Raw genomic sequence first — 13,724 nt, forward strand, 5'->3', positions numbered from 1 at the left:
GGTCGGGGTGGGCGGCTTCAGGGTCTGGGGGGAATTGCACCCTGAGCGAGAAGAGGGGGCACGGCGGTGCCGGGACCGGCCCCACGAGGGGACCGGCCCCGGCACACGGTTGCCGGCTCAACCTGTTACGGGACGGAAGTGTCCCACGGCAGGCACGGGATCACCTGGCAAGGTACCCGTGGCTGTAGAGCCAGCTGCCGGCGGAGTACAGGTACTGGAACAAGTAGCCGCGGCTGTTGTAGTAGCGCATCCAGTACCGGTTGTAACTGCTGCCGACGAAGTTGCGCGCCACCCGGTTGTTGTACTGGTCCTTCCGGGAATCGCGGCTTGTCTGCCCGTACTCGTGGGCGTCACCGAGCCGCTTGGCGGCACGCCAGCCGAAGAAGTAGGTCAGCGCGGCCTGCCAGATGAAGTGCCGCAGGGCGTTGTTCCGGGACTTGCTGCCGGGGAGCTTCCACAGCAGGACACCGGACAGGAGCGTCGCGAAGGCGCAGCCGCCGCTCCCCAGGCTCTTGCAGGCCTTGGCCTCCTCGTACTTCTTGCGCCAGGCCGAGACGCGGCCGTCAAGGTCGAACTGGTTGACCGGGTCGGCGTTGGCGTAGTCATAGGCGTTGGCGCTGCCGCCCCGGACCGGGTCGAGGGACAGGAAGCGTCCGATCGCCGGGTCGTACAGGCGGGCGCCCATGAGCTTCAGCCCGGTGACGGTCTCCGACGAACGCTGGTGCGCGCCGAGCCAGTTGTAGCGGGTCGTCGGCTGCCCCGCCCGGGGGTTGCCGAACTCGTCGGCGTCCAGCACCGTCGGCGCGACCGCCGTGTCGGCCGGCAACTGCAGGGTGATGTCGCCGCGCAGGTTGGCCAGTTGCAGGACCGTACCGCCAGTCTTGGCGGTGGTCGCCGCCAGGCTGCTGTCCGGACCGACGACATTGCGGGTGACCGCGCCGCTGCTCGTGCTCTCCACGATCCAGCGGGGGCTGTCCCCGTCGGAGTCGTAGTGGTTCAGCCGGGAGGCGGTCTGGGTCCAGGTGCCGGAGGCGTTGGACTCCTTGGTCCAGGACCGGTAACGCAGGGCGGCGTCCAGCGTCCAGGTCTGCCGCTCGGTGCCCGCCGTCTGCTGCTGCACCAGGTCGTTGACGTGGTACGCCAGCGTGGTGCCCGGCTTGGCGGTGGTGCGGCCGAACGCATCGTAGACGTAGCCGGTGCCGATCAGCCGGTCGCCGGTGTCGTAGGTGTAGGACGTGGAGGTGGCGCCGGTGGTGGTGCAGTCGGCGTTCACGGCGGCGGTGGCCGTGGCCAGCGTCTTGCGGTTGGAGTTCTTGTCGAAGGTGTAGACGCGGGTGGTGCAGATCGCGTCGGTGGCGGTGTCCTGCACCTGGGTCAGTCGGCCGGCCTTGTCGTAGGCGTACGCCTGGGAGGCGGTGACGCCCGGGGTTCCGGCGTGGGTGGCCGTCTGGCCGTGGACCGTCTCGGTGACGCTGTCGGCGATCACCACGGAGTTGTCGCTGTTGCGGGTGACCGTGCGGGCAGTGGTCGTGCCCGCGGGGTCGATGACGTCCTTCGTGGTGTAGCCGCCGGGCAGGCCTTGCGTGACCAGTTCGCCGTCCTCGTCGTAGCGGGCGGTGAACGTGCCGGCCACGGAGTCCGTCATCGAGGTCAGCAGACCGCGCGGGTCGACGGCGGTGTCGTAGGTGTAGGTGGTGGTCGACGGCACGTTGTCGGTGACGGTGGTCGGCCGGTCGAGCACGTCGTACTTGGTGGTGGTGGTGCCCCCGTCCGCGTCGGTGTACGTCATCTGACGGCCGAGCTGGTCGTAGGTTCTGCTGATGGTGCCGGCGGTCGGTGAGGTGGTGCTGATCGGGAGGCCGGTGGCGTCGTCGAAGGCCGTGGTGCTCACGGGGACGGCGGCGCCGACCCCACCTGAGATGGTCAGAGTGGTGACCCGGCCCGCCGGGTCGTAGCCCGTCGTGGTGGTGCGGGTGATCCCGTTGGCCGTCTCGATGATCTTGGTGGCCTGGCCGAATAGCCCGTACTCCAGGACCTTGGTGGGCAGTTGGGCCGGGTTGGAGCCGCCGCCGGTGATGTCGGCGGCCGGGGCGAGGCGGCAGATCTGGTCCGCCCACTCCGGCTTGCCGCCGCAGGTGCCCGTGCCGTCCGCGGTGTAGTACGTGACGATCGTGGTACCGGCGTCCGAGCCGCCGGACGCGGGCTGCGACTCGCGGTTCACCCGGCCCTGGGCGTCGTAGCCGGTGGTCGTGGTGATCGCCAGGCCGCCCGGGTCGACCGTGGAGCTGGTCGGCTGGCCCTTGGCCCAGTCGTAGGCTGTCGTGGTGACCCGCGGGTCCGCCGTCAGGGTGGGCCAGGAGCGGGGCTGCGCGCCGACCGTGACCTTGGTGACCTGGTCGCGGACGACGGCGGTGCCGTCGGTGGGACGCCCCGAGTCGAACTCCTGGACAGTGTGCTGACGTGCCATCAGCTGGGTGCCGGCGGCTGCCAGTGTGGTGGTACCGCTGGTCAGGTTCGCTGCCAGGGTGACGCGGTGCAGCGGCCCGTAGGTGTCGGTCTCCCGTTCGCCGTTCGCGTCGAACACCGACATGTTCGACAGCAGCTGGGCGCGCTCGGCGGAGGCCAGGGACCCGATGCCCAGGTCCGTCAGCTTGTCCTTGAGCACGTCCGTGGTACCGAGCGCGAGCTCGCGGTTGGCTGCGGACAGGGTGCGGACCACGTTGCCGAAGCGGTCGTACTCGGTGACCGACAGGCGATGGCCCGGTTCGGCCTTGTTCACCGCGCGACCGCTGGCGTCCAGGTAGTGGATGCCGGCCCGGCCGTAGTCACCCGCGGCGAGCGAGGAACCGTCGTTGGAGGCGGGTACCTGGTCGGGCGGGAAGACCGCCGTGGCGTCGGTGGGGATGTCCGACTGGCCCCACGAGGCCGTGGCGGCGGCGCCCAGGTTCTCCGGCGCCGCGGAGCCGGTCAGCGGCACTCCGTAGACGACGTTGGTGACGGCGGTGCCGTTGGTCTGGTCGGCGCTGCCCGGAGTGAGCGTCGCCCGGGAGACCTTGAGCAGCATGCCGGGGCCGGACGCCGGGCTGGAGCCCGCCTCGCCGTAGGTGAACGACCACGGCAGCTGGCCCGCGGGCTTGAGCGAGGTGACCCGCCCTGCCGAGTCGTAGCCGTACGCGGTCTTCAGCGCCGGGGAGATCCGCGGGTCCCAGGTCTCGCGAAGCCGGCCGTCGGCGTCGTAGGCGTAGCGCGCGACCGTGGTTGCGGTGGACGTCGAGCCGCCGGGGGCGGTCGCCCACAGCCTGACCGAGGACACCTGGTCCTTCACGTCGCCGAACGCCGAGGACGTGGCGGTGGTGGAGGTCGCGTAGACGAACTCCAGGACGCGGCAGCCCTTGACGGCGGAGTCGGCGGCGCAGCTGGAGTTGGTCACCGCCGAGTTGCCGGCGATGATCTTCTTGGGTCGGGCGATCTTGGTCTCGCCCACCGTGATCGTCTCCGAGACCGTGGTGGTCGTGGAGTTGTCCACGCCCTCGATCCAGGTCGTGCCGGCCCGCCAGGTGGTACCGCCGGCCTCAACGTGGACGAATGTGGTGGTGCCGCCCTCGGTGCTCTTCAGGGTGAAGTCGCCGCCGAAGCCGCCGGTGAGGGTGTAGTCCTCTGAGCCGGGTTCCGCGATCCAGCCGGTGCCCGCCGCGTTGGCGGTGAAGTGCATCTGGCTGTCGTCACCGGCGAGGCCGATGCTCAGCGAGGTCGCCGAGGTCTTGTGCAGGTACGAGAACGGGGTGGTGATCTGGTCGGCCGCGGCGCTGTACAGCCACTCCTTGCCGAAGATCGGGGCCTGCTCGTTGGCGGCTCCGGCCTGCGGGGAACGGGAGGAGGCGCTACGGGTGACGCTCATCCCGAAGAACGAGGCGTCGCCGCCGGGAAGCGTGTAGTCGCCGGTCAGCAGGTTCACCGAGCCGGGGCCGACGCTCTCGGTGGCCGCGCCGTCGGCGTTGCGGTCCACCACGACGCTGACCGGGTCGGAGGCGCCTGTCGCCCCTGCGCTGCCGGTGAACTCCGCGCGGATCTGGACGACGCCGTCGGGGTCGACGGTCGTGGTGGCGTTCCAGGTGAGCTGCGGGGTCTTGCCGGAGGAGAGCGCAAGCGGCCAGGAGGCCACCGGGTTGCCGCCGGAGGTCACGTCGCCGGGCGGGAGGTTCGCCCAGGCGTCGGCGTCGCCGCGCCGCCACCGGAAGGTCACGGCGTCGAACTTCGGCGACTCGGCCTCCGCGGCCAGCGGCACCCGGGCCGCGGTGCGGGTTCCGTCGTCGGGCAGCGTCACACCGCCGGGGCCGACGTGGAAGGTGTACGAGACCGGGTCGGACTTGTTCTCCGCCTTGTCCGTGGCCCGGACCTGGAGGACGTTGGTACCGGCCTTCTCGGGCGCCAGGGTGATCTTCACCGGGGTGGTGCCGCTGGTCGGGACCTTCTCCCAGACCGCGCCGTCCAGCGACCACTCGATACCGTTCTGGTCACCGGACGGCGGGGTGACGGTGAAGTCGCCGCTCTGGCCGACGCCCTTGACCCAGGCGCCGGTCGGGTAGTCGGTGGAGGTCACCGCACTGGGCGCGGAAGGAGCGCTTGTGTCGACGGTGAAGTACGCGTAGGCGGACCAGCCGGTGTTGTAGTGCTGGCCGTCGTACGGCGACGTGCGGAACTTGTACGTCTTGCCGTTGGCCAGCAGCCCTGAGGACACCTTCACCGCTGCCGGCTGCCCGGAGGCCACGAAGGGCGAGACCAGGACGTCCCCGACTTGCGCACCGGTGGCGTTGTCGAAGATCTGGAACGTGCCGTCGACCCTGTCGTTGTTGGGGTCGACGAAGGTGTCCTGCAGCGTCGGCGTCGTGGTGTTGACGAACCATGTACCGCCGGAGTCCTTGAAGAACGGCGGGCCCGCCTGCTGGTCGGTGCCGGTGCGCGGACGGTAGTTGTAGTTCACCGTCAGCTTGGGTGGGTTCGACGTGGCATTGCCCGAGTTGACCCGCTTCCACTGCGAGAGCACGGTCTCGCTGGCGGCCCGGAGCCCCATGTTGCCCTTGGTGACCTTGGCCGACGCCCATTCCTGGACCAGCGTGGTCACATCGGCGTTGATCCACCCGTCGGGTGCAGAGGTACAGGCGGGATTGCCGCGGGTCTCGGTGGAAGTGGCCTTCTTCGCCGTCCACGTCGGCTGCGAGGTCCAGCGCGAGGAGGTCGACGCGGCCCCGGCGGACCACACCTCCCACGGGTAGAGCATGCAGTCGGTGTTGGCGGAGTGGAAGTTCCACAGCGCCAGCTTGGCGTCCGTCACCAGGGCGTCCTGGATCGGTGTGGTGTTCCACGAAATGAAGGACCGCGCCGTGCGCGGCGTGCCATCGCCGTTGGTGGTGCCGGGATTGCCGAGGTCGAGTTCGACGTCGGTGGACCAGTCGACGGTCTCACCCTGCTGGACGTAGGTGTCGAAGACGTTGCCCAGCGGTGCGGTGGTGGGATCGACCACGACCGGGTAGGTCGTCTCCGGATCGGCGAGGAACGTCGCGTCCGGGGTGAGGACCAGGTCGACCGAGCCCTTGCGCTGGACGACCTTCAGGTCGACCTTGGCCCGGTGCGTGTGCTCTCCGGAGACCTTGTCGACGTCGGCATCCCACATTATTGGCGCGGGCATGACAGCCCGTTTTCTGTTCTTCCTGTCGGTGAACAGGACGCTGCCGTCCTTCAGCTGCTTCGCCTTCAGGCCCTTGGCTTTCAGCGGCAGCGTGTAGGTGTACCCGCCGGCGGCCGGGCGCTGCTTGATCTCGACGAACTGCTCGAAACCTGTGCGGGTCGCCTCGACGACCACGTCTGCGCCCGGTACCGCCTCCGGGTACTCCGCCCGGGTGCCCTCCAGCTTCGGGGCGGGCAGGCCTCCCTTCCACTGCAGCGTTATCTGGTTCTCGCCCTCGCCAAGCGTGACGAGATCGGTGGCCTTGGCCGACTGGGCGGCCTTCAGCGATGCCGCCGGGGACCCGGACTTCCCTGCCAGCCGCAGCCCGTGCGGGTGGGCCTTCGGCGCCACCGACCCGTCGGCAGCCCGGACCAGGTCCAGGTCCACCGATTGCCACTGCCCGCTCGCCTCGTCCCGGAAGCGGATCGGGCCCGCGGTCATCTCCGTGGTGAGAGAACCGTCCTTGTTCACCCACGTCGTCGACGTCTCCGTACGCTCTGACAGCGCCTCTACGCGCTTGCCCGACAACCGGGCCCCCACTCTCGCCGAGGCGAGATCCGGCGCCTGCGTGGCCGCGGGCTTCTTCGCGGCGTGACCGGGCTTCTTCACCGGCTCGTCAGCGAACGCAGGCTGCGTCCCATCGAGCAGCGTCACCGGCAACGCCAGTAAAAGAGCCCCGACCACCCACCGGCGGCCTCTGCCCGGCAGCGGTCTCCCGCGACCAGGACGCCCTGGCATCCCAAAGACCATGATTCTCCCACCAGTTGCTTTCCCATCCGTCACACGCGTGACGGCAAAGAGAAAGTAGCGAGGAGTAAAAGACAGGTAACAGCGACAACCCGTCACAAGATCGGCAACCGGAGCCTCCCTCGCCCCTGTGACAAGCGCAACGTTTGGCAAGCAAGGCGACACACACTGCCATCGAAGCGGCCCACAGCAGGGCGCCCCGCCCCAACCGAGGGAAAGGTGACCATGGTGGTCACGATGGAGTGCAGTAGCGGGAGATCAGAGGCGATCCGGGTCGGGCGACACCAGGGACGCAGCGCCGCCCGAGCACCGCACTCGGCGTACAGTTCGAACCGGAGGCTCCCACGCCGCTCGCCCAACGCGGCGGCGCCCTCGGCCCGGCGCAATTCCAAGCCGCCAGGGCTCGGCACGTACTGGGTGCCTACCGAACCCTGGGGTCCGCGCCACGGGGGCACGGTTACGGTCCCACCAGAAGCCTGTGAGCGGCCGCTTCAAGCGGCGGCCGGCCATCTCCCCACCACCAACCTGAACACATCAATACACAGGGATCACCAGGGACCGCGACGCGCGCGTGACAGAGAAGCCGGTCGCCCGTGGCGGTGGCCAGGGTCCTGAGCATGGCCTCGTCGAAGCCGGCGAGATGAAGGCTTCGCGCGCGCTGCGGAATCGATAACGGCAGAGCCGAGAAGCCGGACACGCACTGGTGCCCGGCCAGGCTGACGTACCCCGGCAGCTGCGTGGCGCCGCCCGACTCTGCTCACGTCAGGCGGCGCCATTGACGGCATCCGGCGGTAGGGGTTATCCGATGATGGCGACGGGAGCGTCCCAGGCGTTGCGGTCCACGGTGATCGTGTAGGCGCCGCGTTTTTCCTTGCTGTTCACCATGTACTGGTGTGCCCGGCTGTGGTCGGTGAACAGTTTCGGGTCCCACGGCCAGTCAGTCGTGGTGGTGTTCTTGTTGTCCCACAGGGCGTACCAGAGATTGCCGGGGAGATCCGTCTTGTCGGACGCGGTGGCGATGGCCTTGGCGCTGGAACTGCTGAAGCCGTAGTAGCCGGCGCGGTAGGTGTTGGTGCGCAGAGTCTTGGTGAAGGAGCGCACATACGTCAGCGTGGCGTCGTTGCATGCCTTGTTCGTGATGTCGTACGGCTCCATGTCGAGGTAGATCGGGCTGCCGGCCTTCATCCCGAGGGACTTGGCCTTGGCCACCGCGTCCTTTGCGTTGCTTGCGCCGACAGCCGCCGCCGTGGAGGCGGTGAACTTCTCCTTGTTGCCGCTGGTCTGGCAGGGAGGCTGCGCGCCGACGTAGAGCGGAATCAGCTTCCAACCAAGGGAGTTGACCGACTTCACCCAGGACGCGGTCAGGTTGGGCTGGGCGCAGCCGCGGTTCTTTCCACCGATATAGACCGCGGCAGCGCCGTAGAAGCCGGTGTTCCACGCCTTCATCGCCGCGAGCGAGGGCGCCGTGCAGGCGTCGAATGCCCGGCCGGTGTATGTCTTCTGCGTCGGCCAGGCCGTAGCTGCCATCGACGTCTGCGCCGCGATACCCGCACCCGCGGCGACGACGACAACCGCCGTCGACCAAGCGATGTATCGGCCCTTCTTGGATGACTTATGTCTGGACAAACCCCACCCCATTCAGATGATGCCCAGTGGTCCTGGTGATGTGCTCTCTCGCTCAGCGCGCCGTGCACACGCAGCCGCCTTGGGCAGGGCATACGGTGTCGCAGATCGACGCCTCATAGCCGAAGTGATCGAAGCTCACCGGACCATATAGGAGACGGGCGATGGCGGCCAACAGCCGTAGCTGCCCCAGCCCTTGGTGCACGGGCGGTCCATATCGTGCCATGCGATCAGCCTCGCTCATCTTGCCGGGTGCACGAACAGCGTTGCCGCCCATGAGCGAGGGAACAGGATCGTGCTACTGGCGGTGCCGGTGCTGGTTGAACCGCCCCGGGTTTCCAAGGTGGCTGGGGTACGCCGGGGCCGTGGTCGGGGTCGGATGGAGGGGTTGGGTGGTGCGTCGGCGGGCGGCTTCGGCGCGGAGGCTGGGAACCGGGTTGCGGGCGGTGTGTTGAATGCGGGTGACCAGGACGCGGGCGGGGTGGTGGGTGGTGGTCAGTTCGCGCCGGGCGGCAGCTTCCCGGAGGAGTAGGTGGGGGTGGTGGCCGCGGGCTTCGGCGTCGGTGAGGACGGTGGCCAGCGCCGGCCAAGCGGGGTCGGCGAGGATACGGTCGGCGTGCTCGGGAATGACGACGCGGGCAACGTGGGCAAGGCCGCGGCCGGCCTGCTCGTGGGGGTGGCGGGCGGTGAGCTCGTGAAGGACGGGGGTCAGGGCCCGGTCGGCTGCGGCTTGAAGGTGGTGGAGGGCTCGGCGGGGCGCAACGACGGGGTATCAGTGATTACTCGGTGGGAAAACGCACCCCGGAGGGATGGGGCCGCCGCGTCTGGTCCGGGTCGTTGACCGGCAACACCCCCGTGCATACGACTGCTTCGGATGTGGGGCGGCGGCGGGCCGCAACATGGACGCGGTCGCCTTCCCCGAGGTGTTGGCGATCGGGACCCGCGCCGCGCATGCCCTTGCCCACACCGACGCCGCCCCGAAGCCCAGCGACGGCTTCGACCCACGACGACGCGGAACGCCACGACACCGACCCCCACCAGTGCCAACCCACATCCTGATCCACGGGAATGCCTGCTCGGGCAAGGGCAAGGCGGCTCGCGCACCTCCAGGATCTCGCCGAAGAAGCACAGAGGTGCTTTCTTCACGACTTTATTCATGTCTTGACAGAGCATCGACAGGCTGTTTCGATCTGCTCGCGTCCCGAGGAAGGAGGAGGGGAGAGGGTCCCAGTACGCCCTCCAGCCCCAGCAGCACGCGTCAGTGCGGACAGCTGTCACTCGCGATGCGCACCAGGTCGGGCGCTCTTCCACCGGCCGGTGCGTCGCACTTCTGCATCGCCAAAGGAGTTCCCCGATCTTTCACACAGACGCACCGCGCGGCAGTGCCGCTTCAACCGTTCACACCGCAGCACCTGCCTCCGATCCGGTCGGGCACTGCCCGACCGGATGGTCCTCATACCCATCGACGTGAACACGCCCCTGAGTCGGGCCGGGAACTCGGGACATCCCCGGCCGGACAGTGGCCGCACATCAACACCGCCAACACACAGTCCAGTTGTGAGTGGCAGAGCCGTTCGGAGCGCACCCGTATCAGCAGCAGGGCTGCGCGGGAGCCCGGGTGGCGCGTACTCCTGAGCTGCCATCAGGGCCCAGGCGACAGCAACCCGCGGGATCGGAACCGCGCATGACCCGCGCATCCCAACAGAAAGGAAGGACATCGTGAGACGTTCCCTCATGGGGGCAGCCGCAGCTCTCACCTTGGTCGTTCTCGCCGGCACGGAGTCAGCGGCCCCGGCCGCCGTGCCGCACCACGGCTCGTCGGTAACGGGCACCTACTCCGCAGGGGCCGCCCATGCCTGGCAGTCGTTACCGAGCGTGCGCTCGGGCACCAGCAGCACAGACACCCCCACCGATGCGACCGTCGTCGTCGACCCCAGCACCACCCGCCAGAAGTACTCGGGCATCGGGTTCTCCATCGATGAGACCAGCGTGTCCAACCTGTGGAAGCTCACCCCTGCCAAGCGTGAGGAGGCCATCCGGCTGCTCGTCGATCCGAAGACGGGGGCGGGCCTGAACCGGTTCCGCCTCACGATCGGCAGCCCCGACCTCATCGAGCACCTGCCCTTCTGGTCGGAGGACGACCTGCCCGCCGGGGTCACCGACGACTTCCGGCTGAAGTACTTCTCCATCCAGCGCGACATCGACCTGCACATCGTCGACACCATCAAGCTGGTCCAGCGCTACAACCCGAAGGCCACGTTCTTCGCGTCCGCGTGGAGCGCCCCGGCGTGGATGAAGACCAACAACCGGTTCACGGGCGAGGTCGCTCTCAAGCCCGGAAGCTCGACGGAGTACTACCAGGTCGGCAAGCTGCGGGACGACTGCATCGACGTCTTCGCCCGCTACTACGTCAAGTTCATACAGGCGTACGCCAGGCACGGCATCCGCGTCGATGCACTAACCCTGCTGAACGAGCCCGGCATGGACGTCGTGTACCCGGCCATGGACATCAGTATCGCGCAGCAGCAGAAGCTCGCCCTCGCGATCAAGAAGGCCCTCCGCAAGGCGGACCTGAACACGGGCCTCTACGTCCACGACTTCAACTTCTGGGACTGGCGCGACCCGAACAGCACCGCGACGAAGAACTACCACCGCATCTTCGACGACGCGCCGGACGGCTCAGTCACCGGCCGGCAGGTCCTGAACGCGACCGACGCCGTGGCCTTCCACCCCTACTGGGGCGACCCGAAGGTCATGCGCGACGCGTTCGAGCAGACCGGCAAGCCGGTCCACATGACCGAGACCAGCGACCTGTCCGCGGCGACCATACTGAACTACTTCCGCTTGGACGCGAGCTCCTACGTCCTGTGGGCGCAGGCCACCGACCAGGACGGCGGCACGCTGCACTGGACGCCCGCACGGGACAACAACATCGACTGGGACGAGGTGGCCGCGACCACCAAGTGGCCCGACCGCCTGGTCAAGGTGAACACCACGACCAGGGACTTCACGGTCCGCGACGAGCTCTACTCCATGGGCCAGTTCGCCAAGTACCTCACGCCCGGCGACGTACGGCTGGCGTCGAGCACCACGGCGGACGGCGTGAGCAACGTCGTCTACCGGCACAACGCCGACAACTTCGTCGCGGTCCTCGGCAACGCCAACAGCGCCGACACCACGGTACGGGTGATGCTCGCCGGCAAGTCCTTCGTAGTGAAGGTCCCGGCGAACTCGTACGCCACGTACCGCTGGAAGCAGCGCATCCCCCGGGACACGCACAACTGGGCGCCTGTGCTGGCCCCGGTGCCCGACGTGGTGGCGGACCAGTACGGCACGACGCAGGTTCCGCTCAAGGCGACCGACCGCGACGGTGACCGGCTCGCCTTCTACGCGACGGACCTCCCGGACGGTGTGACCGTCGAACCCACCACGGGAGTGGTGACGCTCAAGCCGACCGTGGCCGGGGAGAGCGACGTGACGGTGACCGTCACCGACGGCACCGCGCATACCCAGGTGACCCTGCACGTGACGGTGCGGCCGCACAGCGCGCCGGTCGGGGTGAGGGTCGAAGCGGAGTCGTACGCCGACCAGCACGGCTGGACGGCGGGCGGTGCCAACTTCATCGAGGCCAACCCCGCCGCGAGCGGCGGCGCGAACGTGGGCTGGACGGCGCCTGGCAACTGGCTGGACTACGCCGTCGACGTCCCGAAAGCCGGCACGTACGACCTGGAACTCCGCGTAGCCACCGGCTCCGGCGCGGCCGTCCCGGACGCCCTGACCTTCCGGGACGCGGCCGGCACCACGCTGGCCACGGTGACCGTCCCGGACACGGGCGGCTGGGGCTCGTACCAGTCCGTGCACGTCCCGGTCACCCTGGCCGCGGGCGACCAGGTGGTCAGGCTCTTCTGCGAGACGGGCGGCTTCAACATCGACTACCTGCGGTTGTCGTAGCGCTCCCGGCGGGGTACGCCTGACAGATGAATGCCCTCTGACGAGTCGTCGGGAGGGGAAAGCCGAACCGCCCTGGCGACGGCTCGGCTTTCCCTCCCCCTGCTCCGCAGGAGTCCGACTCGAGCCGCTCCCAGCCCCGCGCGATCCCCGACTGCGGCACCTCCCTGCCCTCACGCCGGCAACGGTTCTCGTCACGCGCTCCAGAAGGAAAGGCCCAGGTCGGGGTTGGATCCCCGACCTGGGTCCTGTGCCGTCCAGACCGATACAGCCGTCCGTCTCCGTCCGCAGCGTCCTCGTCGTCCTTCGCGGTCAGCCGGATACGGAGCTGGGGGCTGCTCGGCCTTCCCGTTCACCGCGTCTTGCGGTGCGGCGAACAGGCTGACCTGCCCTGGCTGGTACTCGCCATCAGGCCATGCAACGGACGAAGGCCTGCACGGTGCCTGAGCTCTTCGACTCGTTTTGGAATGTGATCTGCCACTTTGTCGCGCTCATCGCACGGTTGTCCGTCACGTCGATGCTTGCGGAAGACACCTTCCAGCCACCGCTGATGGCATTGGTGCCCGCAGGGCAGGTGACAGTGACGGTCTTGCTTTTGTTGGCCTCGATCGACGCGACCGGACTGTCCACGGTGTCGGGGGACGAGGCGGTCACTTCCACAGCCAGCGCAGGGAACGCCAGGCTAAGAGCCAGCGCGGGGGCGGCGGCCAGGGCGAGGAGCTTGGTGCGGGTCATGGTTCGACCTCCCTTGAGTGGCTCGTGCATTCGGACGAATCGAACGCACGAGCCCAGACTGAGCGGGGCGGAGGAGAACCACCATTCGATGCCCCCCATTGGAGTGACGGAGTGCGTACCGTTGTTTATTGATCGTGGTCGAGTGGGCTTAGCGACCGCCGAAGGCCCTGCACATCGACGGAAGCCGCGAAGCCCGCGGCTTCGACAACGACTCCGGGGTGGGGATCGAAGTGGCCCTCCACGAGTACGGCATCCATGCAGAGGGATGGAGCCGAGGCGCCACGGTGTGGAGCGCCGGTCCTATAGGGCGAGGTACCCCAAGGTCGCCAGGGTGGTCATTGGCCGTGCTCGGTGCGGTTCGCCCAGCTCGAAGGAGGAGCATTGGCGGCGCTGTACGCAGGGGTGCGCTGCCCGGAATGCGGCTGGGAAGAGGGTGGCGAGATCCCGTGGCAGGCGGGTCTCACTGCCAGTCGCCCGGGGGTCACGTCCAGCGCCGAGCCACTCCCCGATGACGAGGCATTCGCCGTCGTCCAGCTCCAGGACGTCGGGGCAGTTGTTGTTGGCGGTCGACCCGCGCTCGGCGGGCGTCGATCCGATACGGCACAGGGGACTCCTTGCAGTGACAGGATCGGTGCTATGGGCACCGAGACGGATTGGGTGTACCGGGTCTTCGAGCCCCACGGCTCGGAGGGGTGGCGCCCTTATGGCCGGGGTTCCGAGCGGTGGCGGGGCGCGATCACCGCCGATGATTCGAGCGAGGGCCCCCGATACGCCGTCGCCCTCGTCGTCGCCGACCTGATGAGCGAGTGGAAGGTACGCGGGCTTTCCCGGGCGAGGCACGTGCGCGTCCTCCTCTGGCGCGACGAGGAGGGAGACGAGGCGGACGCGGACATCATCGTGGATGTCCGGCCGGACATCCACGCTGAATGACCGGCGGGTGTGCGAT

General features: G+C 68.6%; 5 protein-coding genes and 1 pseudogene. 2 read left to right on the forward strand and 4 right to left on the reverse strand.

Annotation, left to right across the window (positions count from 1 at the left end):
* Positions 1–160: 160 nt before the first annotated feature.
* From AB0F62_RS13215 to AB0F62_RS13225, 3 genes and pseudogenes are all read right to left on the reverse strand, one after another.
* On the reverse strand, positions 161–6,463 hold the full coding sequence (locus AB0F62_RS13215) for a DNRLRE domain-containing protein (protein ID WP_361796512.1): 6,303 nt from the start codon (positions 6,461–6,463) through the stop codon (positions 161–163).
* Between the two features lie 807 nt (positions 6,464–7,270).
* A complete protein-coding gene (locus AB0F62_RS13220) occupies positions 7,271–8,098 on the reverse strand; it encodes a glycoside hydrolase domain-containing protein (RefSeq protein WP_361796515.1) in 828 nt (275 codons plus the stop codon).
* Positions 8,099–8,486: 388 nt separating this feature from the next.
* A pseudogene (locus AB0F62_RS13225) lies at positions 8,487–8,855 on the reverse strand (mobilization protein); the annotation flags it as partial.
* Between the two features lie 959 nt (positions 8,856–9,814).
* Here AB0F62_RS13225 and AB0F62_RS13230 point away from each other — a divergent pair.
* On the forward strand, positions 9,815–12,046 hold the full coding sequence (locus AB0F62_RS13230) for a carbohydrate-binding protein (RefSeq protein WP_361796518.1): 2,232 nt from the start codon (positions 9,815–9,817) through the stop codon (positions 12,044–12,046).
* Between the two features lie 405 nt (positions 12,047–12,451).
* Here the strand turns inward: AB0F62_RS13230 and AB0F62_RS13235 are convergent, their stop codons facing one another.
* Positions 12,452–12,778 (reverse strand): hypothetical protein, encoded by a 327-nt coding sequence (locus AB0F62_RS13235; RefSeq protein ID WP_361796521.1) that lies wholly within the window; start codon positions 12,776–12,778, stop codon positions 12,452–12,454.
* A gap of 636 nt (positions 12,779–13,414) precedes the next feature.
* Here AB0F62_RS13235 and AB0F62_RS13240 point away from each other — a divergent pair.
* Positions 13,415–13,708, forward strand: a complete 294-nt coding sequence (locus AB0F62_RS13240) for a hypothetical protein (RefSeq protein WP_361796524.1) — start codon at positions 13,415–13,417, stop codon at positions 13,706–13,708.
* Positions 13,709–13,724: the final 16 nt, after the last annotated feature.

The sequence above is a fragment of the Streptomyces sp. NPDC026673 genome (genome assembly GCF_040638135.1).
Taxonomy (GTDB): Bacteria; Actinomycetota; Actinomycetes; order Streptomycetales; family Streptomycetaceae; genus Actinacidiphila.